Annotated in this window: 24 protein-coding genes and 5 tRNA genes; 23 read left to right on the forward strand and 6 right to left on the reverse strand. The window is 40.0% G+C overall.

Going from position 1 to position 23,734, the window contains the following annotated elements:
• Window positions 1–39: 39 nt before the first annotated feature.
• The 6 genes from trpD to QSE00_RS03195 all read right to left on the reverse strand — a co-directional run bounded on the left by trpD (window position 40) and on the right by QSE00_RS03195 (window position 5,262).
• Complete coding sequence (trpD, locus tag QSE00_RS03170; RefSeq protein ID WP_286104848.1) at window positions 40–1,032, reverse strand: anthranilate phosphoribosyltransferase; 993 nt, start codon at window positions 1,030–1,032, stop codon at window positions 40–42.
• A gap of 113 nt (window positions 1,033–1,145) precedes the next feature.
• Window positions 1,146–1,763 carry an anthranilate synthase component II gene (locus tag QSE00_RS03175; protein WP_110356663.1) on the reverse strand — a complete coding sequence of 206 codons (618 nt, stop codon included), beginning with the start codon at window positions 1,761–1,763 and terminating at the stop codon, window positions 1,146–1,148.
• A gap of 87 nt (window positions 1,764–1,850) precedes the next feature.
• Window positions 1,851–3,248, reverse strand: coding sequence for an anthranilate synthase component I family protein (locus QSE00_RS03180; protein WP_286104849.1), 1,398 nt, complete (start codon window positions 3,246–3,248; stop codon window positions 1,851–1,853).
• Window positions 3,249–3,528: 280 nt separating this feature from the next.
• Window positions 3,529–4,107, reverse strand: coding sequence for a YceI family protein (locus QSE00_RS03185; RefSeq protein WP_110356665.1), 579 nt, complete (start codon window positions 4,105–4,107; stop codon window positions 3,529–3,531).
• A 43-nt stretch (window positions 4,108–4,150) separates the two neighbouring features.
• Entirely contained in the window at window positions 4,151–4,783 is a 633-nt protein-coding gene (locus QSE00_RS03190; protein ID WP_286104850.1) for an NAD(P)H-dependent oxidoreductase, read from the reverse strand.
• A gap of 32 nt (window positions 4,784–4,815) precedes the next feature.
• The gene (locus QSE00_RS03195) at window positions 4,816–5,262 is read right to left on the reverse strand and encodes a MarR family winged helix-turn-helix transcriptional regulator (protein ID WP_110356667.1); all 447 of its coding nucleotides are present in this window, start codon (window positions 5,260–5,262) and stop codon (window positions 4,816–4,818) included.
• 210 nt (window positions 5,263–5,472) lie between these two features.
• On the opposite strand from QSE00_RS03195, the gene QSE00_RS03200 reads away from it, so the two are divergent.
• From QSE00_RS03200 to rpoB, 23 genes are all read left to right on the forward strand, one after another.
• Window positions 5,473–5,784: a rhodanese-like domain-containing protein gene (locus QSE00_RS03200; protein ID WP_110356668.1), complete on the forward strand. Its 312-nt coding sequence runs from the start codon at window positions 5,473–5,475 to the stop codon at window positions 5,782–5,784.
• Between the two features lie 109 nt (window positions 5,785–5,893).
• Window positions 5,894–7,177, forward strand: a complete 1,284-nt coding sequence (locus QSE00_RS03205; RefSeq protein ID WP_286104851.1) for a DUF2851 family protein — start codon at window positions 5,894–5,896, stop codon at window positions 7,175–7,177.
• A 9-nt stretch (window positions 7,178–7,186) separates the two neighbouring features.
• Window positions 7,187–7,414 (forward strand): PspC domain-containing protein, encoded by a 228-nt coding sequence (locus tag QSE00_RS03210; protein ID WP_110356670.1) that lies wholly within the window; start codon window positions 7,187–7,189, stop codon window positions 7,412–7,414.
• Between the two features lie 2 nt (window positions 7,415–7,416).
• Window positions 7,417–8,424, forward strand: a complete 1,008-nt coding sequence (locus QSE00_RS03215; protein ID WP_110356671.1) for a potassium channel family protein — start codon at window positions 7,417–7,419, stop codon at window positions 8,422–8,424.
• A gap of 98 nt (window positions 8,425–8,522) precedes the next feature.
• Window positions 8,523–10,589 (forward strand): amino acid carrier protein, encoded by a 2,067-nt coding sequence (locus tag QSE00_RS03220; RefSeq protein WP_286104852.1) that lies wholly within the window; start codon window positions 8,523–8,525, stop codon window positions 10,587–10,589.
• A 310-nt stretch (window positions 10,590–10,899) separates the two neighbouring features.
• Window positions 10,900–11,811: a ComEA family DNA-binding protein gene (locus QSE00_RS03225; RefSeq protein WP_286104853.1), complete on the forward strand. Its 912-nt coding sequence runs from the start codon at window positions 10,900–10,902 to the stop codon at window positions 11,809–11,811.
• Between the two features lie 39 nt (window positions 11,812–11,850).
• A complete protein-coding gene (locus QSE00_RS03230) occupies window positions 11,851–12,990 on the forward strand; it encodes an acyl-CoA dehydrogenase family protein (protein WP_286104858.1) in 1,140 nt (379 codons plus the stop codon).
• Between the two features lie 68 nt (window positions 12,991–13,058).
• The gene (gene rpsU, locus QSE00_RS03235; protein ID WP_031444836.1) at window positions 13,059–13,253 is read left to right on the forward strand and encodes a 30S ribosomal protein S21; all 195 of its coding nucleotides are present in this window, start codon (window positions 13,059–13,061) and stop codon (window positions 13,251–13,253) included.
• A gap of 99 nt (window positions 13,254–13,352) precedes the next feature.
• On the forward strand, window positions 13,353–14,243 hold the full coding sequence (locus QSE00_RS03240) for a tyrosine-type recombinase/integrase (protein WP_110356674.1): 891 nt from the start codon (window positions 13,353–13,355) through the stop codon (window positions 14,241–14,243).
• A gap of 49 nt (window positions 14,244–14,292) precedes the next feature.
• On the forward strand, window positions 14,293–14,595 hold the full coding sequence (hpf, locus tag QSE00_RS03245; protein ID WP_031444834.1) for a ribosome hibernation-promoting factor, HPF/YfiA family: 303 nt from the start codon (window positions 14,293–14,295) through the stop codon (window positions 14,593–14,595).
• Between the two features lie 98 nt (window positions 14,596–14,693).
• Window positions 14,694–14,767: transfer RNA gene (locus tag QSE00_RS03250), tRNA-Thr, on the forward strand.
• A 50-nt stretch (window positions 14,768–14,817) separates the two neighbouring features.
• Window positions 14,818–14,899, forward strand: a tRNA-Tyr gene (locus QSE00_RS03255).
• Window positions 14,900–14,993: 94 nt separating this feature from the next.
• Window positions 14,994–15,066: transfer RNA gene (locus tag QSE00_RS03260), tRNA-Gly, on the forward strand.
• Between the two features lie 177 nt (window positions 15,067–15,243).
• Window positions 15,244–15,315, forward strand: a tRNA-Thr gene (locus tag QSE00_RS03265).
• A 54-nt stretch (window positions 15,316–15,369) separates the two neighbouring features.
• Window positions 15,370–16,557 (forward strand): elongation factor Tu, encoded by a 1,188-nt coding sequence (gene tuf / locus QSE00_RS03270; protein ID WP_110356675.1) that lies wholly within the window; start codon window positions 15,370–15,372, stop codon window positions 16,555–16,557.
• A gap of 70 nt (window positions 16,558–16,627) precedes the next feature.
• Window positions 16,628–16,700 (forward strand) — tRNA-Trp (locus QSE00_RS03275).
• 92 nt (window positions 16,701–16,792) lie between these two features.
• A complete protein-coding gene (secE, locus tag QSE00_RS03280; protein WP_110356676.1) occupies window positions 16,793–16,981 on the forward strand; it encodes a preprotein translocase subunit SecE in 189 nt (62 codons plus the stop codon).
• 10 nt (window positions 16,982–16,991) lie between these two features.
• Window positions 16,992–17,543 (forward strand): transcription termination/antitermination protein NusG, encoded by a 552-nt coding sequence (nusG, locus tag QSE00_RS03285; protein ID WP_110356677.1) that lies wholly within the window; start codon window positions 16,992–16,994, stop codon window positions 17,541–17,543.
• 69 nt (window positions 17,544–17,612) lie between these two features.
• Window positions 17,613–18,050 carry a 50S ribosomal protein L11 gene (gene rplK, locus QSE00_RS03290; protein ID WP_031444830.1) on the forward strand — a complete coding sequence of 146 codons (438 nt, stop codon included), beginning with the start codon at window positions 17,613–17,615 and terminating at the stop codon, window positions 18,048–18,050.
• A 20-nt stretch (window positions 18,051–18,070) separates the two neighbouring features.
• Entirely contained in the window at window positions 18,071–18,760 is a 690-nt protein-coding gene (gene rplA, locus QSE00_RS03295; protein ID WP_110356678.1) for a 50S ribosomal protein L1, read from the forward strand.
• A 22-nt stretch (window positions 18,761–18,782) separates the two neighbouring features.
• Window positions 18,783–19,298, forward strand: coding sequence for a 50S ribosomal protein L10 (gene rplJ, locus QSE00_RS03300; RefSeq protein WP_103477258.1), 516 nt, complete (start codon window positions 18,783–18,785; stop codon window positions 19,296–19,298).
• 53 nt (window positions 19,299–19,351) lie between these two features.
• On the forward strand, window positions 19,352–19,732 hold the full coding sequence (gene rplL / locus QSE00_RS03305; protein WP_110356679.1) for a 50S ribosomal protein L7/L12: 381 nt from the start codon (window positions 19,352–19,354) through the stop codon (window positions 19,730–19,732).
• A gap of 136 nt (window positions 19,733–19,868) precedes the next feature.
• On the forward strand, window positions 19,869–23,678 hold the full coding sequence (gene rpoB, locus QSE00_RS03310; RefSeq protein ID WP_110356680.1) for a DNA-directed RNA polymerase subunit beta: 3,810 nt from the start codon (window positions 19,869–19,871) through the stop codon (window positions 23,676–23,678).
• The last annotated feature ends 56 nt before the right edge of the window (window positions 23,679–23,734 follow it).

The following is a 23,734-nucleotide window of genomic DNA, read 5'->3' on the forward strand; positions in this document are numbered from 1 at the left end:
GTAAGGCCCGCTTGTGCAAGGCCCTTTATTTATTATTTTTTATTGACTTAAGGCCTGTAATTTTTTTAATGCAGCCAACCCTCTTCCGCTGACCAGGGATTCTTTGGCTTCCTCAAAGCCTTCCCTAGGGCTTATTCCCTTAACAGTGGCAATGGCAATTCCAGCATTGGCACAGACCACATTATTTTGCGGTGCAGTACCTTTTCCCTGTAGTACATTAAGAAAAACCTGGGCAGATTCTTCTATACTATCTCCTCCCGCAATATCCAATGCGGAGATGGTTTCAACACCAAAATCCGAAGGCTTTAACATTCCCTCCGATTTGTTGGTAATTGTTTTGGTATTACCTGTCAATGAAATTTCGTCGTAACCATCCAAGGCATGAAGGACTGTAAAGTTTTTATCGGTCTTTTGGTATAGATAACCGTACATCCTGGCAAGTTCCAAATTAAATACGCCGACCATTTGATTTTTGGGGAAGGCCGGGTTCACCATTGGGCCCAACATATTAAAGAAGGTTTTAACTCCCAATTCCCTGCGTATAGGGGCTACATTTTTCATGGCCGGGTGAAATAAGGGGGCATGTAATACACAGATACCTGCCTCGTCTATACATTTTTCAAGAAATCCGGCCTCATTACTGAATTTAATACCCAAAAACTCCATGACATTGCTACTGCCACATTTTGAGGATACTCCATAGTTGCCGTGTTTGGTTACCTTAACACCGGCTCCGGCCGTTACAAAGCTGGCCAAGGTGGAAATATTGAAGGTGTCTTTCCCATCGCCTCCGGTACCACATAGATCTATGGGGTTGTATTGCGATAGATCCACCGCCAAACAAAGTTCCAATAAGGCGTCCCTAAAGCCTTCCAACTCCTCTATGGTGACGCTACGCATCATATAAACGGTTAAAAAAGCGGCAATCTGGCTTGTATTGTAATCTCCTTTGGCAATATTGACCAAAACCTGTTTTGCATCCTCTTTTGGAAGTACATCGTGATTGATCAGTTTGTTTAGAATATCTTTCATTATTTCTATGGTGTTGAGATATAAGTACCATGTACTTGGAATTCTCTGTTACTATATGTTGTTATTGTTGGGTGCGATAAGGAAAATTAATAGTTGATACTCATTAATTACTTCTAGTTTTTTACCCAATTCTCCAATATTTTCTTCCCATGGGGGGTCAATACGGATTCGGGGTGAAATTGTACGGCACATACATTATATACCTTATGGCGTAAAGACATGACCTGTCCATTTTCATCAAAGGAGGTGGCTACCAACACTTCTGGTAGTGCAGGGTCCACTACCCACGAATGATAGCGCCCCACCTCTATTTCTTTAGGCAATCCTTTAAAAAGGATATCGTCTTTTACAATATTTATTTTGGTAGCTATTCCGTGATAGACCTGGTCTATATTGACCAAAGACCCTCCGAAAACTTCAGCTATAGCTTGCTGTCCAAGGCATACACCAAAGATACTTTTTGTTGGTGCATACTTTGAAATGATTGCTTTCAGCAAACCGGCCTCATCGGGTATTCCAGGCCCTGGGGAAAGAACGATCTTGTCAAAGGCTTCGATTTCCTCAAGATCAATTTGGTCATTTCTTTTGACGGTTACACTGCAATCCAAATCCTCCAAATAGTGGACCAGGTTATAAGTAAAACTGTCGTAATTGTCTATAACCAATATGGAGGTTCCCTGGAGATTGGTCGAGGGGTTGGTATTCGCTATTTTGTCTGTCTTCTGTTTCATACTATTGTTGTCCACTTTGGAACATCTTAAATGATTCTTGCATTTTCCTAAACAATAAAGTTCAAGGCAAATTTGATGGGAGTTTTTTTATATGGTTTCCGCTATTTCCAAGGCTTTGGTCAGAGCCCCCAATTTATTGTAAGTCTCCTGTAGTTCATTTTCTGGATTTGAAGCTGCTACCAAACCGGCTCCGGCCTGGTAGTGCAATTGATGATTTTTACTTAAGAAGGTACGGATCATAATTGCATGGTTGAAGTTCCCGTTGAAATCCATAAACCCAATGGCCCCACCGTAATAGCCCCTACTTGTTTTTTCGTATTTCTCAATGAGTTGCATGGCCATGTGTTTGGGGGCACCGCTTAGGGTACCCGCAGGAAAGGTGTCGGCGACAACTTTCATGGTAGGGATGTTCTTTTTCTTTAGTCCCGTTACTTTGGAGACCAAATGTATTACGTGTGAAAAGAATTGTACTTCCCTGTAATTTTCCACTTTAACCATAGTGCCGTTTCGGCTCAAGTCGTTTCTTGCCAGATCAACCAGCATAACGTGTTCACTGTTCTCCTTGTCATCTATTTTTAATTTTTTGGCCAATTCGGCATCCTGTTCATCATTCCCTGTTCTTTTGAAGGTCCCTGCAATTGGATGAATTTCGGCTTTGCCATCTTTTACTATTAATTGGGCTTCTGGAGAACTTCCGAAAATTTTGAAATCCCCATAGTCAAAATAAAATAAATAGGGAGAAGGGTTTATGGACCTGAGCGCCCTATAGACGTTAAATTCGTCGCCCTTAAATTCCTGCGAGAACCTTCTGGACAATACCAATTGAAAAACATCGCCCCTATTGCAATGCTTTTTTGCCAGCTCTACGTGCTGTTTGTATTCCTCATCCTTTAGATTGGAAATGGGGCTTCCTTCTTTGGAGAAATTGTAGGAGGCAAAGTTTTTGGCGTTGAGGATCTGTTCTATTTCCCCAATGTTATTTTGGGATTCATAACAGTGCGCAAAAATATAAGCTTCGTTTTTAAAATGGTTAATGGCCACTATATTTTGATAAATGGCGTAATAGATATCGGGAATGGAGATACTGTTATTTTTCTTGGAAATGTCTATGTCCTCAAAATACTTTACGGCGTCATAGGCCATATACCCGAACAGGCCATTGTTGATAAATTTAAAGTTGTTGTTTTGGGAATCAAATTTTTGACCAAAATCATGTAAAATACTTGGGATGTCCGTTTGTTCGCCCACACTGATCTCTTCTATGGACCCATCTGGAAATTGTTTCGTAATGGTTTCGTTTTCCACTTTTATGGAAGCAATGGGATTGCAGCAGATATAGGAAAAACTATTGTCGTTGGCATGATAGTCACTACTTTCCAACAGGATACTGTTGGGGAAACGATCCCTTATTTTTAAATAGACACTTACGGGGGTAATGGTGTCCGCAAGTATTTTTTTATGATGTGATATTAGCTGGTATTTCATGTTTGTTCTTTTAATTGCTACTCTCTGCCAATGGGTTCTTTAATTTCTATGATAAACGAAAAAAAGGCTTGTCGTGATGACAAGCCTTTTATATAGTTATACTACAATGATGCTTTGCTCACGATGTTTTTCGTAAGTTGCTCCACCACCAAGTATTTGATACCATGTTCTTCATTGAATGCCAAATATAAGAAGGAATTTTAAATTTACAAACCTGTGTTACGTAAAAAATAAAAAACCCCACAATTGTGAGGTTTTAAAAATCTTGAATTGGTTGGGTTTAGAATACCAAATCCACTACCAGATCAAATTCGTCATAAATGGTTTTGTCCCCTAAATTATCAAAGAAACTACCAGATCCGTACTTCACGTCATATAACGAACGGTCTACCTTCATTGTGGCAGTGGCCTTGTTTCCATAGACGGAAATATCGAAGGTAACGGGATTGGTTTTCCCCTTTATGGTAAGGTCTCCGGTTACTTCGTAGGAATTTTTTCCGGTGGACTTTACGGTAGTGAAGACCAATTTGGAGGTAGGATGTGCCTCAACTCCGAAAAAATCATCGGATTTCAAGTGATTTTCCAACTTTCCCTTGTATTCCCCCTGCAGGTCGTTTGAAACCAAAGTTGGCATATCCACTACAAATTCGCCCCCGGTTAATTTATCACCGTCAAATATTAAGGAGCCTTCTTTTAGGGCAATGGTTCCATGGTGGGAACCGGTAACCTTATATCCTTTCCAAGTTACGGTGCTTTCCGATGTTTTAACTTGTTTAACTTCGTTATCCACAGGAGTGGATGCAAGGGCGGTTAAACCTGTAAATACGGACAATACTAAACTCAATGCATTTTTTTTCATAGTTTCAATTTTAGATAATGTTTGTTAATGTTACTGTTTCTGTTTATATATGTGTAATTAAATTTTCTTTGGCTTTGCGCACTTTTTTGTAATGTTGTGTTTTATCCTCCTCGGACCTATAGCCCACGGCGATTAGAACTGCTGCGTTAAGTCCTTTCCCTTTAAGTCCAAGGATTTCATTGAATTGGGCATTGTCAAAACCCTCCATAGGACAGGTGTCTATTTTAAGGTCTGCTGCCGCCGATAAAAGGTTGCCCAGGGCGATATAGGTCTGACTTGCCGTCCAGGTGGCTTTTGCGGATTCGGATAATGGCATTAATTTGGATTTCATAAAATCTGAATAAGCTTGTAGATCATTGGACGGAATACCACGTGTTTCACTTACATTGTCCAAGTAATCATCTACCAATTCTTCCCCAAAAGTAGACTGGTTGGCCAGTACTATTAAGTGGGAGGCTTCGGTTATTTGTGACTGTCCCCAAGCTGCTGGCTGTAATTTTTTTCTCAATGCAGCATCTTCTATAACCAGTATCTCGTAGGGCTGTAACCCGTAAGAAGATGCACTAAGGGAGGTGGCCTCCAGTAAGTTATCTAAATCTTTTTGCGACACTTTTTTGGAAGCATCGAATTTTTTGGTGGCATAACGCCAGTTCAAATTTTTGATATAGGAATTCATATTTTGAATTTTATAATTATTTATACTTGCTTTTAAAATTTGTCCAGTAGGGCATTTAATGTGGTTAAATCCTCCACTGTAAAGTTTTTTAATAATTTTTCTTCTGCCTCTTTCATGGCAAAATCCATTTCAGTCAATGCGGTTTCGCCTTGGACAGTGATATTTATTTCTACCTTTCTACGATTGCTGGGACACACCATGCGGTCTACATACCCCTTTAAGATCAACTTGTCCACCAATCTAGTGGTGTTGCTCATTTTGGTTACCATCCTTTCGTTCAAGGTGGAAAGATTGGCGGGTCTGCCCTTTTGTCCCCTTAAAATTCTCAGCACATTAAATTGCTGAAGGGAGACACCATGTGGTTTAAGTGCTGTGGTCATGATTTCATTAATCTTGCTTTCCACTAGACTTAAATGTATGAGGGTCCTGCTCGCTAAAGGAATTTGTTTCTCGGTTTTAATTATTTTTTCTACATTCATGTCGTTACAACAATTGTATATACAAATGTATGATTTTAATGCTGTATTCCAACAATGCCGTTGCCAAAAATTTGTTAAAAATTTAATTTGTTATTGAAGGTGCAACAATGGCCTGGTTTATTGGGGCTGTCTGTTTCATTATATATTTGACCTTAATTATTGGATGAATTTTTATAAAACATTATTTTTGGGGTTTAAATAATAAAACAAATGGCAGATTTATCACAAGAGGAATGGAGTGCACAATTGGAAAGCGACGGGAATGCTTTCATATTGGACGTTAGGACTCCGGAAGAGGTGGAGGACGGTTACATCCCTAACGCTACCAATATTGATATTTATATGGGACAGGAGTTCGTGGCCGAATTGGAGAAATTGGATAAAACAAAAAACTATTACGTTTATTGTAGATCTGGCCAAAGAAGCGGTCAGGCCTGTGCCATTATGAACAAGCTTGGTTTTGAAAACGCCTACAATTTGGAAGGTGGATTTATGAATTGGGAAGGTGAGATCGTAGAGTAAGCTACTTGTAAAACCATTCTTTTTGGTGAAGTACCTGGAAGAATCCCAGTAGTGCGTACCCGTTCCCATAGTAACCTTAAGGTCTAGTAGTTATTCTATACATTGGTTTATGCGGGAAGATCTTTTGCATTTTATTTGGAAGTACAAAAAACTTCAGCTGGAAGGTTTGGTAGGGTCCAAAAGCGAAAACATCCAAATATTGGAGGTAGGATCGCACAACCTACTGGCCGGCCCCGATTTTTTTAACGCCAAGATTATAATAGATGGTCAGTTGTGGGCGGGTACGGTTGAAATGCATATTAAATCTTCCGATTGGTATGCCCACAATCACGAAATAGATCCCCATTACCAAAATGTAATACTACATGTAGTTTGGGAGCACGATTGTGATGTTTTCAGGAGCGATAGCACTATAATTCCAACCTTGGTGCTCAAGGATTATATATCGTTGGATATTCTAAGGGAGTACCAAAAATTGTTCTCCCGGAAAAATAGCTCCTTTATAAATTGTGGAAGTGAGATTGGCCATATTTCCGATTTTGTTTTACAGCATTGGTTGGAGGTGCTCTTTTTTGAGCGTTTGGAAAGGAAAACCGATTTGGTTTCCCAACTTTTAATAGACTCCAACAACGATTGGGAGCGTGTATTTTTTGTATTGCTTTCCAAAAATTTTGGACTAAAAATAAATAGTGGGCCCTTTTTTGAAATTGCCAGTAGGCTACCTTACCCTGTGGTGCGCAAAATACAGGCCAATACACTGCAATTGGAAAGTTTGCTCTTCGGGTTTGCCGGATTTTTGGACAATGATATCATCGGTGATAATTATTATGATAGCTTACAAAGGGAGTATGCTTTTCTTATGGCCAAGTTCGATTTCCTGGATCCACCATATCAAAAACCAGAGTTCTTTAAACTGCGCCCTTCCAATTTCCCGACTATACGACTTTCCCAATTGGCCAATTTGTATGCGTTGCACCAAAACCTGTTCAGTATGGTTGTAAATGCCAAAAGTGTTGGGGAAATCTATTCGGTTTTCAATGTTTCTGCCAGTAAATATTGGGACAACCATTATAACTTTGGAAAAATCTCCAAGAGCAATGGCAAGAAACTAAATAGGAAGTTTGTGGATTTATTAATTGTCAATACCGTTCTTCCTATAAAATTAAGCTATGCAAAGCATATGGGAAGGGAGGTGCCCGAGGAGATATTACCTATTATTTCCAATATAGGCGCGGAAAGCAATAACGTTATTTCCAAGTTCAAGATGCTTAATTTGCAATTTCCGTCAGCCAAGGAGAGTCAGGCCGCTTTACAACTGTACAATGAGTATTGCATAAAAAATAAATGTTTGCAATGTGCTGTGGGCCATCAATTATTGAATAGAAAACCTTAATTTTAAGGCATGAACATTTTCTACAAAGTACTTTATTATTTTCAGAAAAGAGGATTTGAGGTTTGTAGGCGAATAGCTGAGCGTTTGGGCATACGTACCAGAGTGGTTCGTACATCCTTTATTTATCTTACTTTCGTTACCTTGGGCTTCGGCTTTGCCCTTTATTTGTTTATGGCCTTTTGGTTAAGGATAAAGGACTTGCTATACACCAAAAGAACCTCTGTTTTTGATCTTTAAGTATGATAAGACTTTTTCGCTCCCGAATGTATTTGGCGCTGACGCTATTGGTCATGGTCTTGTTGTTCGGAGTTTTTGGATATAGGTTCCTGTCCGACTATACTTGGATCGATGCCTTTTATATGACAATCATTACGGTAACTACCGTGGGTTTTTCAGAGGTAAGGCCTTTGGATGCCGAGGCAAAAATCTTTACCGTAATTTTAATAGTGACCAGTGTATTTATATTTGCATTTGCAATTTCAGTAATAACCGAATATATCCTAAGTCGAAATTCGCTTCAACTTTTAAAGAAAAAAAGGGTGAAAAATAAAATTAAGAATTTAAGTAACCACGTTATAATTTGCGGTTTTGGTCGCAATGGAAATCAGGCGGCAGAAAGGTTAAAGGCATACAATAGATCCTTTGTGGTCATAGAAAGAAATAGGGAAGTCATTGAGAAATTCGAAGAAGAGATCTTGTTTATTGAAGGTGATGCCAATGAAGATGATACTTTGGAAGAAGCTGGGATAGATAGGGCGCAATACCTTATTACTGCCCTGCCCGATGATGCAGCAAACCTCTTTGTGGTGCTCTCGGCCAGACAATTGAACAAAAAACTGTTCATTATCAGCAGGGCTTCCCAATTAACTTCCGAAAAGAAATTGAGACTTGCGGGGGCGGACAAAGTGATTATGCCCGATAAGATAGGAGGGGATCATATGGCCTCCTTAGTAGTTATGCCCGATTTGATTACTTTCATGGATAAACTTTCAACCGAAGGCGAACATACCACCAACTTGGAAGAGGTGACCATAGAAAGTTTTATGGATAAAATTGACAATCATTCCCTGCGCGATCTGGATTTGAGAAAGAAGACAGGTTGTACAATCATTGGTTATATAGACCCAAATGGCAATTATATTATTAACCCAGAGGCCGATATAAAATTACAGCCGCAGGGGAAGGTCATAGTTTTGGGCAGGCCCGAACAGATAAAAAAATTAAATGAGATGTTCCATATAGATTAAGTTATTAAACAATTATATTTGATTCCGAGCATTATTTTTAGGATATTGCCGGGATATTTGAAGCTAAACCAACTAAAATTAATCTTTTCAAGCTACTTATGAAGAAATATATATCTTCCATTTTTTTACTGTTTTCATTTGTGTTATTTTCACAAGAACTGGTTGTAAAGGAATCTATTTACAATCCTTCCAAGAACATCAATGACGGTGTTATAAAGCTGGAGGTTGACGGAGGTACCCCTCCTTATCAGTATAAATGGAGTAATCAAAATACGGCATTGACTTCCAATCAGGCCACTAATTTGGTGGAAGGCCTTGCCTATACGGTTACCGTTACCGATGCAAAAGGGGTACAGGTTACTAAGGAGTTCAAGGTGCCGGCCGAAGCCATTACCGAATTTTTTAATGGGGTAATGACACCTGCCGTTAGTGCTTTGGGCTCTGTTCTTTTCTGGGACCCTTTTGCTGCCATCGGCATTTATGATCCTGTGGTATATGCCGATGTGAAACGTATTGGAATTCCAGGTTGGTCTCCAGAGTTGAAGGATAAATTTATTTTAAAGCAGTGGTTGAAGCCGGAAGGACAAAAAGTAAAAAAGGGGGATGATATTGCAATTATTTCCAAAAGTAATGGAACTACCGAAACAATAACCTCTCCCGTCAACGGAGTATTAAAGCATTTGGCCAAGGAGGGAGGAGTAATATACAATTCCGAGAACCTGGAGCACGTAATAGAGCAAGGGGCACATTTTTTGGCAGAGGTCAAATATGATGAACCAATAGTTATAACCCATCCAAATGGGGATCCACAGCAAAAGGCAATACCGTTTATTGTGATTTGGTTGGTTATTGGGGCTGTTTTTTTTACACTTAGAATGGGCTTTATCAATATAAGGGGCTTTAGGCATTCCATTGATTTGGCCAAGGGTAAATACGACGATCCGGATGCCCCAGGCCAGGTTACCCATTTTCAAGCGTTGGCAACTGCCGTTTCGGGTACGGTCGGACTTGGGAATATTGCCGGGGTAGGTGTGGCCGTTTCTTTGGGAGGCGCTGGTGCAACGTTTTGGATGATTGTATGTGGCTTGCTTGGGATGTCTTCCAAATTTGTGGAGTGTACTTTGGGGGTTAAGTACCGTAATATACTTCCAGACGGCCGGGTTTTTGGAGGTCCGATGAACTATTTGCGCTATGGCCTTGAGAAAAGGAATTTAAAGGGGGTTGGAAAAGTGCTTGCCGGTCTATTTGCGGTTTTGGCAGTGGGAGCTTCTTTTGGTGGTGGAAATATGTTCCAGGCCAATCAATCCTTTGAACAACTTTCCGGACAGTTTCCTGCTCTACAGGGCAATGGGTTTTATTTTGGAATAATTACAGCAATTTTGGTTGGTGTGGTAATAATTGGTGGAATTAATAGTATAGCCAATGTAACCGGGAGGGTAGTTCCTATCATGGCCTCCATTTATATTCTGGCCGCCCTTACGGTAATCATAATCAATATTCAAAATATAGGACCAGCCTTTGCGGCCATTGTGGAAGGTGCTTTTAGTCCCAGTGCGCTTAAAGGGGGGGTAATTGGAGTTTTGATCGTTGGCTTTCAGCGGGCGGCGTTCTCCAATGAAGCCGGAGTTGGTTCAGCGGCAATTGCACATAGTACGGCAAAGACTAACCATCCGCCCTCTGAAGGTTTTGTAGCCCTCTTGGAACCCTTTATAGATACGGTTGTGGTATGTACATTGACTGCCTTGGTTTTGATCTTTACAGGGATGCATGAAGTAGAGGGAATGGCAGGAGCCCAATTAACTTCGGATGCCTTTGGAAGTGTGCTTTCTTGGTTTCCATATGTTTTGGCCTTAGCAGTGTTCCTGTTTGCTTTTTCAACCATGATTTCTTGGTCATACTATGGGATGCGGGCTTGGACCTACCTTTTTGGGAAAAGTAAAAAAGTGGAGTTTGTATATAAGATGTTATTCCTAGTATTTGTGGTGGTTGGTGCATCGGTGAGCTTGGGAGCGGTATTGGATTTTTCGGATATGATGATTTTGGCCATGTCCTTCCCGAATATTATTGGACTTTATCTGATGTCCGGTGAGGTGAAAAAGGATCTTGATGATTATTTGATAAAACTTAAGGCAAATCTGCTTTACAAAAAAAAGGGGAAGGTATAATTAAATACTTAGGATAATAAATACAAATCCCACCTTAAATTCCATCATAGGGAATAAGGTGGGATTTTTTAATTATTGATACCGTCGGAGGAACATTGCCCAAGATTTGGCTGGAGATTGAGGTTGTGCCAACTTTTTAAATCTATTACATTTTTACTATATTTAGGTTATAACCAACCTGGATTCGGGGTGGGTGGCATTTTGAACTTAGCCGCTTTTGCAGCGATGCTTTTTATATAGGGATTTGTAATCCCCCCTATAGCATTATCCAAGAAATGTTAAAGTATTTTTAGGACAAAAAGTTTGAGTCGTGAACAGAGAATCGTTAAAATCCCATTTTAGGTTCAATAAGCAGGAACGAAACGGGATTTTCTTCTTACTGTTTCTCATCGTTATGTTCCAAATAGTGTATTTTATTTTTAAATGGTATCCTATAACTGAAAATACCAATTCCTTATTGGTCGATGAGGAATACCAAGCTAAAATAGAGGAGCTGAAATGTCATAGCCAAACGGAGGATTCTATCAGTCATTATCCATTTAATCCCAATTTTATAACAGATTACAAGGGTTACATTTTAGGGATGTCTACAGAGGAAATAGATCGGCTTCATGCTTTTAGGGCTGGGAACCAATTTGTTAATTCTGGAGAGGAGTTTCAAAAGGTAACATTGATATCGGATTCCCTTTTGGAGAGTTTGCAGCCTTATTTTAAGTTTCCGGAATGGACGGATAAAAGAAGAGTGGGGTTGGTGGTTGGTAATAGTTCTTCTTCCCCTGGAAATTGGGGATCCAGTTCGGGCCCTGAACGCTTTAAGAATGTAAAGGTCAAAGATCTTAATACTGCTACGGCGGAAGAATTAAGGATTATTAATGGAATAGGGGAGAAGTTGTCCCGGCGCATTGTAAAATTTAGGGACCTCCTGGGTGGTTTTTTGTCCGAGGAGCAGTTAGGACATGTCTATGGTCTGAAGCCGGAGGTGACTGCGAGGATTTTGGAGCACTTCAAGATTTTGCAAAGGCCGCAAATTACAAAAATCAATATCAATCAAGCGTCCCCAAGGGATATCTCCAAACTTGTTTATATAAAATATGAAGTGGCAGCGCGTATGGTGGCTTTTAGGGAGGCGAACGGTGGTATAGCTTCATTTGATGAATTAATGGAAATCGAAGATTTTCCTTCGGAAAAATTAGATATAATTAAGTTATATTTGCAATTATAAAAAAAATTGCTAATAATGGTAATCGATACCCCTACTACAATGAGTTTTGACTACTCTGAAACTCAACAAATGGTAGCTGCCTCAGCCAGGGAGTTTGCTGAACAATATATTAGGCCCTATGTAATGGAATGGGACGAGGCCCAAACCTTTCCCGTTGAGGTTTTTAAGAAAGCTGGGGAGATGGGTTTTATGGGGGTTTTGGTTCCTGTGGAGCTAGGAGGGTCAGGCCTGGGTTATCACGAATATGTAGCTATTATTGAAGAGATTTCCAAAGTGGATCCTTCCATAGGATTATCACTGGCGGCACATAATTCATTATGTACCAATCATATCCTAAGTTTTGGGAATGAGGATCAAAAGAAAAAATGGATTCCAAGATTGGCTACCGCAGAATGGATCGGGGCTTGGGGCCTTACGGAACACAATACCGGTTCCGATGCAGGAGGTATGAGTACCACAGCGGTCAAGGATGGGGACTTTTGGGTTTTGAACGGAGCCAAAAATTTTATTACCCATGGCAAGAGTGGGGATATTGCGGTTGTGGTGGCAAGAACCGGAGAAAAAGGGGATAGCCATGGTATGACTGCCTTTGTAGTGGAAAAGGGTACACCTGGCTTTAGCAGTGGAAAGAAGGAGAACAAACTGGGGATGAGGGCCAGTGAAACGGCCGAATTGGTATTTGATAAGTGCAAAATTCCGGACGCAAATAGATTGGGGGGAATCGGAGAAGGATTTGTTCAGTCTATGAAGATCTTGGACGGTGGAAGAATTTCCATTGGGGCTTTGTCCCTGGGAATTTCCAAAGGAGCTTATCAGGCGGCTTTAAAATACTCGAAGGAGAGGGTGCAGTTTGGTAAGCCTATTAGCCAATTTCAAGGTATTTCCTTTAAATTAGCGGATATGGCCACCGAAATCGAAGCTTCGGAATTACTTTTACACAAGGCTGCATTTCTTAAAAATGAAGGGCGTAATGTTACCAAATTGGGAGCTATGGCCAAAATGTATGCTTCGGAAGTATGTGTAAAAGTAGCAAATGAGGCAGTGCAAATACACGGTGGATATGGGTTTACCAAAGATTTTCCCGTGGAAAAATTCTATAGGGATTCCAAGTTGTGTACTATTGGGGAAGGTACTACCGAGATACAGAAAGTGGTTATTGCCAGAAAAATTTTAAAATAAATATTTGTAATTCATTTTTAAGGTATATATTTGCAGCCTTAATCACAAAAGAGAGGAGGTTATTGCCCATGTTAATAATACCAATAAAAGAAGGAGAAAACATCGATAGAGCTTTAAAGCGTTTTAAGCGTAAGTTCGACAAGACAGGTACAATGCGACAGTTGAGAAAACGTCAGCAGTTTACTAAGCCATCTGTAGAGAACAGAGCGAAGATTCAGAAAGCTCAATATATTCAAGGTCTAAGGGATAAAGAGGAAATCTAGTTCCACTTGAATTTATAATAGTTTAAAAAGTTCCACTTTTAGTGGGACTTTTTTTTTGTGCCGTACTATATTGGATGTTTATCTTCGTAACTTTGGGTTATGTCCTTAGAATCATTTATTTCTTATTTGGGGTTGGAGAAGAACTATTCTCCCCATACAACAAAAGCATATCGGAACGATATACTGGAATTTCAAGATTTTTGCAGGCAGCAGTTTGGCATTGAGGATATAGCGCAGATATCCTACAACCTGATCAGGAGCTGGATAGTTTCCTTGGTGGAATCAGGGGTGTCCAATAGATCCGTAAATCGCAAAATAGCGTCCTTAAAGGCTTATTATAAGTATCTTTTGGGGGCTGGTGTATTGACGGTTAACCCCTTGGCAAAACACAAAGCACTTAAGACTTCAAAGAAAATTGAGATTCCATTTTCGGAAACTGAGATGGATGATGTTCTTTCCCAAATTCCCTTCGAAGATAATTTTGAGGGCAAGCGCGATAAGTTGATAATCGAATTGCTGTATACCACTGGGATAAGACGTGCTGAATTGATAGGGCTTAAGGTTGGGGATGTGGATTATGGGGCCATGACAATAAAGGTATTGGGGAAGCGAAATAAGGAAAGGATCATTCCACTACTAGAGGCGACCAAGGAATTGTTTTTGGAATATAATCTCGAGCGGAGCGCGTTGGAAGCAATTAAGGATAAGGCCTATATTCTTCTCTCTGCCAAAGGCAATAAAATGTATGAAACCCTTGTTTATAGAATTATAAATAAGTACTTTAGTTTAGTGTCGGCCAAGGTAAAAAAGAGTCCGCATATTTTAAGACATACCTTTGCCACCCATTTGCTAAATAAGGGCGCGGATTTAAATTCTGTAAAAGAGTTATTGGGGCATTCGAGTTTGGCATCAACACAGGTTTATACGCACAACAGTATTGCGGAATTAAAGAAGGTGCACTTGGCGGCTCATCCTAGAAGTAAGAAATAGTGCGGTCTTTAGCTAAATTTATTGTTTAACTCTATTAAAACTTCATTCTATGAAAGTAAATGCACAATCGGTTAATTTCACTGCAGACGGAAAGCTAATTGACTTTATTCAGGCAAGGTTAAATAAAATGGAACTGTTTTATGACAAGGTAATTAGTTCCGATGTATACCTAAAGGTCGAGAACACAAGTGCAAAGGAGAATAAAATTGTGGAAATCAAGGTGTTGGTCCCCAAAGATAAGTTTGTGGTTAAAAAGCAATGTAAGTCCTTTGAAGAGGCCGTGGACACGGCATGTAGTTCCTTGGAAAGGAAGTTGGTAAAGCGAAAAGAAAAAATAAGATTAAATGCATAAAAAAATTATCAAAAAATGTTTTGATTAAATAAATAAATATCTACATTTGCAGTCCGTTAGAAATAGCGGACTTTTTTTTGAGGAAAAAAGTAATAAAAGCCGATGTAGCTCAGCTGGCTAGAGCAGCTGATTTGTAATCAGCAGGTCGTGGGTTCGAGTCCCTCTATCGGCTCAAAAAAAAAAGGAAAATTAGTTTTCCGGGTTCTTTAAAATATATGGTTTGGGGAGATACTCAAGCGGCCAACGAGGGCAGACTGTAAATCTGCTGACTACGTCTTCGCAGGTTCGAATCCTGCTCTCCCCACAAAAAGGCTTTAAAAGGTCTTTGTATGAGAATACAGAAAGTTTTTTTTGAAATAATGAAATTAATTTTTAGGTTTGCCTAAAAATTATAAAAAGCGGGAGTAGCTCAGTTGGTAGAGCGTCAGCCTTCCAAGCTGAATGTCGCCGGTTCGAACCCGGTCTCCCGCTCTAATTTTAAAAGCAAAAGCTCCTTTGATGGGGCTTTGCGCAATTAAAATTAAATGGACAAGATTTTGGTATCCTGTCCTGAGCGACGCCGAGGGTAAACTTCGTCAACGCTCTTAAACTTTGGGTATAGGGTTGTAGTTTTAGATTGGGCCTGGCCCAATGGTTAAAATTAAAGATGCCGGTGTAGCTCAGGGGTAGAGCGTTTCCTTGGTAAGGAAGAGGTCATGAGTTCAAATCTCATCATTGGCTCAATTAAGGCATTATTTGTACACTAATATAAACTAAGAATTAAAATTAACACACATGGCAAAGGCAACATTTGATCGTTCCAAACCGCATTTGAATATAGGTACTATTGGACACGTGGATCACGGTAAAACTACATTGACTGCTGCGATTACTACAGTATTGGCAAACGCAGGACTTTCTGAAATGAGAAGTTTCGATTCTATCGACAACGCTCCTGAGGAAAAAGAAAGAGGTATTACAATTAATACTTCACACGTAGAATATTCTACCGCGAACCGTCACTATGCTCACGTGGATTGTCCAGGTCACGCGGATTACGTAAAGAACATGGTTACTGGTGCTGCTCAAATGGACGGTGCCATATTGGTTGTTGCTGCTACTGATGGTCCAATGCCACAGACTAGGGAGCACATCCTTTTAGGTCGTCAGGTTGGTATTCCAAGAATTGTTGTTTTCTTGAACAAAGTGGATATGGTTGATGATGAGGAGCTTTTGGAGTTGGTTGAAATGGAAGTAAGGGAGTTGCTTTCTTTCTATGAGTATGATGGTGACAATGGTCCTGTTATTTCCGGATCGGCTTTGGGTGCACTTAACGGTGAGCAAAAATGGGTTGATACTGTAATGGAATTGATGGAAGCTGTTGATAGCTGGATCGAATTGCCAACAAGGGATGTTGATAAGCCTTTCTTGATGCCTGTTGAAGATGTATTTACTATTACAGGTCGTGGAACTGTTGCTACTGGACGTATTGAAACAGGAGTTGCAAACACAGGAGATCCTGTTGAGATCATTGGTATGGGTGCTGAAAAATTGAATTCTACCATTACTGGGGTTGAGATGTTCCGTAAGATATTGGATAGAGGTGAAGCTGGTGATAACGTTGGTATTCTTTTGAGAGGTATTGAAAAAGCTCAAATAAAAAGAGGAATGGTAATCTGTAAGCCAGGTTCTGTTAAGCCACACGCTAAATTTGAAGCTGAGGTTTATATCCTTAAAAAAGAAGAAGGTGGACGTCACACTCCATTCCATAATAACTACCGTCCTCAGTTCTATGTAAGAACTACTGATGTTACCGGTACTATCAATCTTCCTAGTGGAGTTGAGATGGTTATGCCAGGGGATAACCTTACTATTATTGTTGACTTGTTGTCTCCAATCGCACTTAGTGAAGGTTTGCGTTTTGCTATCCGTGAAGGTGGTAGAACAGTTGGTGCAGGACAGGTTACCAAGATATTAGATTAATATTTTAGTATAGTATTGTTTACATTGAGGGTGTCTTGCTAAAGCGGGATACCTTTCAATGTAAATATAAACGGGTGTAGCTCAGTTGGTAGAGCACTGGTCTCCAAAACCAGGTGTCGGGAGTTCGAGCCTCTCCGCCCGTGCAGAATACAATGGGTTCTTTTCTGATTTGGATGGTGTCGTCAGTTTTTTTTAAGGCCTTGTTTTGTAGTTTGGAAAATAAATATATCGCAGCATGTTTACATATATAAAGGAATCTATAGACGAACTTAGGAACAATGTTACTTTGCCGACAAGGGAGGAATCTTCCAACTTGATGGTGATCGTAGCGGTGTTCTCTATAATTTTTGCGCTTGCGACTTGGGGTGTTGATAGTTTGTTTGGTAAGTTGATACAACTGTATTTCAATAACATAATCAATTAAGAAGTACTGTATGTCAGAAGTATTGGATAAGAAATGGTATGTTGTAAGAGCCGTAAGTGGTCAGGAAAACAAAATTAAAGGCTATATAGAGGCGGAAGTCGCTAGGCTTGGTTTTGGTGACTATTTGGAAGAAGTTCTTGTTCCTACTGAGAAAGTGGTGCAAATAAGAAACGGAAAAAAGATAAACAAAGAACGTGTTTATTTTCCGGGATATATTATGATCAAAGCCAACCTAGGGGGTGAAATGATTCATATTATCCGTTCTATTACCAATGTCATTGGATTTTTAGGTGAGACCAAAGGGGGGGATCCTGTTCCTTTGAGGAAATCCGAAGTGAATAGAATGCTTGGAAAAGTTGATGAATTGGCTATTAAGACCGATAGTGTTGCCATCCCGTTTGTGTTCGGTGAAACTGTAAAGGTTATTGATGGGCCGTTCAATGGTTTTAATGGAACCGTAGAAAAGATTAATGAAGAAAAGCGCAAGCTGGAGGTAATGGTGAAAATTTTTGGAAGAAAAACACCATTGGAGCTCAGTTATATGCAAGTAGAAAAAGTTTAATAAGAACTGTTACATAGATAAAAGTAGTGTTGCTTCCAAATTAACACTCTTTAAATTTAATTTTAAACAATGGCAAAAGAAGTAAGTAAAGTAGTTAAACTACAAGTTAGGGGAGGTGCAGCGAATCCATCGCCACCGGTTGGACCCGCTTTAGGTGCTGCCGGGGTCAACATTATGGAGTTCTGTAAGCAATTCAATGCTCGTACGCAGGACAAACCAGGCAAAGTATTGCCAGTGGCGATCACGGTTTATAAAGACAAGTCGTTCGACTTTGTCGTAAAGACACCGCCGGCGGCAGTTCAATTAATGGAAGCGGCTAAGATTAAAAAAGGATCTGGCGAGCCTAACAGAAATAAGGTTGCAAGTGTATCTTGGGACCAGATCAAGTTGATCGCTGAAGACAAAATGGTAGATCTTAATGCCTTTACGGTAGAATCGGCAATGAGTATGGTTGCAGGTACAGCAAGGTCTATGGGTTTAAAAGTTGCAGGCAACAGACCTTTTTAAAATCTTAAAAGCAATTTAGAATGGCAAAATTAACAAAGAAGCAAAAAGAAGCCCACAGCAAAATAGATAAGAATAAACTCTATTCTGTTGAAGAGGCATCTGCTTTAGTAAAAGAAATAACCAATACAAAATTCGATGCATCTGTTGAATTGGCGGTACGTTTGGGCGTTGATCCAAGAAAGGCCAATCAAATGGTTCGTGGTGTTGTTACACTTCCCCACGGTACTGGTAAGGATGTTAAGGTTTTGGCTTTGGTAACACCGGACAAAGAAGCGGAGGCTAAGGAAGCTGGTGCTGATTTCGTAGGATTGGACGAATATTTGGATAAAATTAAAAGCGGTTGGACCGATGTTGATGTGATCATCACGATGCCAAGTGTTATGGGTAAGCTAGGTCCTTTAGGTAGGGTCTTGGGACCAAGAGGTCTTATGCCGAACCCAAAAACAGGTACGGTTACTATGGATGTTGCCAAAGCAGTTGCTGAGGTAAAAGCCGGTAAGATCGATTTTAAGGTGGATAAAACAGGAATTGTGCATGCTGCAATCGGGAAAGTTTCTTTCTCAGCTGATAAAATTGCGGACAATGCCAACGAGCTGTTGGATACACTGGTAAAATTAAAGCCAACTGCAGCCAAAGGAATATATGTGAAGACTATATATATGTCCAGTACTATGAGTCCTAGTGTTGCATTGGATCCAAAAGCAGTTTAACTGGTAGTTAAAAATTTTTATTATGACAAGAGAAGAGAAATTAAATGTTATACAAGATTTAACTGCGCAGTTAGGGGATAGCTCCACTATATATTTAGCCGATATTTCCGGATTAAATGCTGAAACTACTTCGGCATTGAGAAGGGCTTGTTACAAGGCTGATATAAAACTTGCTGTAGTTAAGAATACCTTGCTTGCAAAAGCAATGGAGGCTTCGGATAAGGATTTCGGTGAACTTCCAACAGTGTTGAAGGGGAATACCTCTTTAATGTTTTCGGAAACCGGAAATGCACCCGCAAAGCTGATTAAGACTTTTAGAAAGAAGTCTAATAAGCCTTTGTTGAAGGGAGCATATATTGCCGAGGCAATTTATGTTGGTGATGATCAATTGGATGCTTTGGAAAGCATTAAGTCCAAAGAGGAAATGGTTGGAGAAATTATTGGATTGTTACAATCCCCAGCCAAAAATGTTATTTCTGGACTTAAATCCGGTGGAGGTAAACTTGCTGGAATCCTTAAGACATTATCAGAAAGATAATACGTACGCACTAAAAACAATTATATTTTAAAATTTTATTAAACGATAGAAAAATGGCAGATTTAAAAGATTTCGCAGAACAATTGGTTAACCTTACAGTAAAGGAAGTAAATGAGTTGGCTAATATATTAAAAGATGAATACGGTATAGAGCCTGCAGCTGCTGCAGTTGCTGTTGCTGCTGGTGGCGGTGCTGCCGATGGTGGTGATGCTGCTGAGGAAAAATCGGAATTTGATGTTATATTGAAAGCAGCTGGTGCTTCTAAATTAGCAGTAGTTAAATTGGTTAAGGAATTAACTGGTTTAGGATTGAAAGATGCTAAGGACATCGTTGATAGCGCACCAAAAGCCGTTAAGGAAGGTGTTTCTAAAGACGAAGCAGAAGGAATTAAAAAATCTTTGGAAGAAGCAGGAGCGGAAGTTGAGCTTAAATAATAGCAACGACAACCATTAATATTTTGGTTTAGGTCTTTCCGCTTTTTGTGGCTAGACCTAAGCCTTTTTATAGATACCGTGTATAGTGGCGTACACTACCCAATTATAGTATTCACGATCAAAATTTTGTCCATAGATGTTCACAAATCAGACTGAAAGAATAAGTTTCGCATCCGCTAAGAACACGCCGAATTATCCGGATTTCTTGGACATTCAGATTAAATCATTTCAAGATTTTTTTCAACTTGAAACTAAATCTGACGAAAGGGGCAATGAAGGGTTGTACAACACCTTCATGGAAAACTTTCCAATTACAGACACAAGGAACCAGTTCGTATTAGAATTTTTAGATTATTTCATTGATCCACCTAGATATTCCATTCAAGAATGTATTGAGCGTGGACTTACTTATAGTGTTCCATTAAAAGCAAGATTAAAATTATATTGTACAGATCCCGAGCATGAGGATTTCGAGACCATTGTACAAGATGTGTACTTAGGAACTATTCCTTATATGACTCCTAGCGGTACCTTCGTGATCAATGGAGCAGAACGCGTTGTTGTTTCCCAGTTACACCGTTCTCCAGGGGTTTTCTTTGGTCAATCTTTCCATGCAAATGGAACAAAGTTGTACTCTGCAAGGGTGATTCCTTTTAAAGGTTCCTGGATAGAGTTTGCAACGGATATCAATGGTGTTATGTACGCCTATATTGATAGAAAGAAAAAATTACCGGTTACCACCTTGTTCAGGGCCATTGGTTTTGAAAGGGATAAGGATATTTTGGAAATTTTCGACCTTTCTGAGGAAGTGAAAGTCTCCAATGCCGGATTAAAGAAAGTATTGGGCCGAAAATTGGCGGCTAGAGTATTGAATACATGGCATGAGGATTTTGTGGACGAGGATACGGGCGAAGTGGTATCTATTGAGAGAAATGAGATTATCCTTGACCGTGATACTATTTTAGAAAAAGATCACATAAATGAGATATTGGAAGCTGATGTGAAGACTATTCTTTTGCACAAAGAGAATAATGCACAAAGCGATTATGCCATTATCCATAACACCCTACAGAAGGATCCGACGAATTCTGAAAAAGAGGCTGTTGAACATATCTATCGTCAATTGCGTAATGCTGAACCGCCCGATGAGGAAACAGCACGTGGTATTATAGATAAATTGTTTTTCTCCGATCAACGTTACAACCTTGGTGAGGTAGGACGTTATAGAATGAACAAAAAATTGGGATTGGATATTGGAATGGACAAGCAGGTCTTGACCAAGGAAGATATCATTACCATTATTAAATATTTGATAGAGCTTATCAACTCCAAAGCTGAGATCGATGATATTGATCACCTTTCCAACCGTAGGGTAAGGACTGTTGGTGAACAATTGTCACAGCAATTTGGTGTTGGTCTGGCACGTATGGCCAGAACAATTCGCGAGCGTATGAACGTACGTGATAATGAGGTGTTTACCCCAATAGATTTGATCAATGCCAAGACCCTGTCTTCGGTGATCAACTCTTTCTTTGGTACCAACCAGTTATCACAGTTTATGGATCAAACCAATCCATTGGCCGAAATTACGCACAAGAGAAGATTGTCGGCATTGGGGCCAGGCGGACTTTCAAGGGAAAGAGCAGGGTTTGAGGTACGTGATGTGCACTATACGCATTACGGTAGACTTTGTCCTATTGAAACTCCGGAAGGACCGAACATTGGATTGATATCCTCACTATCGGTATTTGCCAAGGTAAACCCAATGGGCTTCTTGGAAACACCGTATCGTAAGGTTGACAATGGTACAGTAAACATTAACGACTTTACTTACCTAAGTGCAGAAGAGGAAGAAGGAATGAAAATTGCCCAGGCAAACATTCCTATGGATGAAAAAGGAAACATTACTGCAGAGAAGGTAATTGCAAGGGAAGAAGGGGATTTTCCAGTGGTGGATCCTGCTGAAATTCAATATACCGATGTTGCACCCAACCAGATAGCTTCCATTTCGGCATCCTTGATCCCATTTTTGGAACATGATGATGCCAACAGGGCCTTGATGGGATCTAACATGATGCGTCAGGCCGTTCCATTATTGAAGCCGGAATCACCTATTGTGGGTACAGGTTTGGAACGTCAAGTAGCGTCGGATTCAAGGGTATTGATAAATGCAGAAGGAGATGGGGTTATAGAATATGTTGATTCCCAGAAAATCACCATTAAGTACGACCGTACCGAAGAGCAAAGATTGGTTAGCTTTGAAGAAGATTCCAAAACTTATGAATTGGTCAAGTTTAGAAAAACAAACCAAGGAACAAGTATTAACCTTAAACCTATTGTAAAAAAGGGTTACAAGGTTAAAAAAGGACAGGTTCTTTGTGAAGGCTACGCTACGGAAAGTGGCGAATTGGCATTGGGAAGAAACCTGGTAGTGGCGTTTATGCCATGGAAAGGTTACAACTTTGAGGATGCGATCGTTATTTCTGAAAAAGTAGTTCGTGAGGACATTTTTACATCTATCCATGTTGATGAGTACGCTTTGGAGGTAAGGGATACCAAATTGGGAGCTGAAGAGTTGACCAATGATATTCCCAACGTTTCTGAAGAAGCTACCAAGGATTTGGATGAATACGGAATGATCCGTATTGGAGCGGAAGTTAAGCCTGGGGATATTTTGATCGGTAAGATCACTCCTAAAGGTGAGTCCGATCCTACCCCGGAAGAAAAATTGTTACGCGCCATTTTTGGTGATAAAGCCGGTGATGTAAAAGATGCTTCCTTAAAGGCATCCCCATCACTTAGAGGGGTTGTTATAGACAAGAAATTATTCTCAAGATCTGTTAAGGATAAGCGTAAGCGTTCCGAGGATAAGGAAGAACTTTCCAAATTGGAGTTGGAATACGAAGTGAAATTCCAGCAATTGAAAGATGTATTGGTCGAAAAACTATTTACATTGGTCAATGGCAAAACTTCCCAAGGGGTATTGAACGACCTTGGGGAAGAAGTCTTGCCAAAAGGAAAGAAGTATACCATGAAAATGTTGAATGCCGTTGATGATTTTGCCCATTTGGTTGGTGGAAGTTGGACTACGGATAAGGAAAGCAACACCTTGGTAACCGATCTTTTGCATAACTATAAGATAAAGTTGAACGATCTTCAAGGTAACCTTAGAAGGGACAAGTTCACTATTTCCGTTGGTGATGAATTGCCAGCCGGTATTATGAAATTGGCCAAAGTTTACATAGCGAAAAAGCGTAAACTGAAGGTTGGGGATAAAATGGCGGGCCGTCACGGAAACAAAGGTATCGTTTCCAGAATTGTACGTCACGAGGACATGCCGTTCCTAGAGGATGGAACACCGGTGGATATAGTATTGAATCCATTAGGGGTGCCTTCCCGTATGAACATTGGACAGATATATGAAACTGTTTTAGGATGGGCCGGATTAAAATTAGGGAAGAAATATGCGACCCCAATTTTTGATGGTGCTACCTTGGAGCAAATCAATGCCTATACCGATGAAGCAGGAATTCCTAGATTTGGACATACGTATCTTTACGATGGCGGTACGGGTCAACGTTTTGACCAGCCTGCAACCGTTGGGGTTATCTATATGTTGAAATTAGGACATATGGTAGACGATAAAATGCATGCTCGTTCCATTGGACCATACTCACTTATTACGCAGCAGCCATTGGGTGGTAAAGCACAATTTGGTGGACAACGTTTTGGAGAGATGGAAGTTTGGGCACTGGAAGCTTATGGAGCCTCTGCTACATTACGGGAAATACTGACCGTTAAGTCGGATGATGTTATAGGTAGGGCCAAGACTTACGAGGCGATCGTAAAAGGAGAGACCATGCCAGAACCTGGTTTGCCAGAATCTTTCAACGTATTAATGCACGAACTTAAGGGATTAGGTTTGGATATTAGATTGGAAGAATAACAAGGATTGGTTTTAAACACTATTCCTAATAACAAGAATTAAATTAGTATCAGATT

The organism is Arenibacter flavimaris (genome assembly GCF_030291335.1).
Classification (GTDB): domain Bacteria; phylum Bacteroidota; class Bacteroidia; order Flavobacteriales; family Flavobacteriaceae; genus Arenibacter.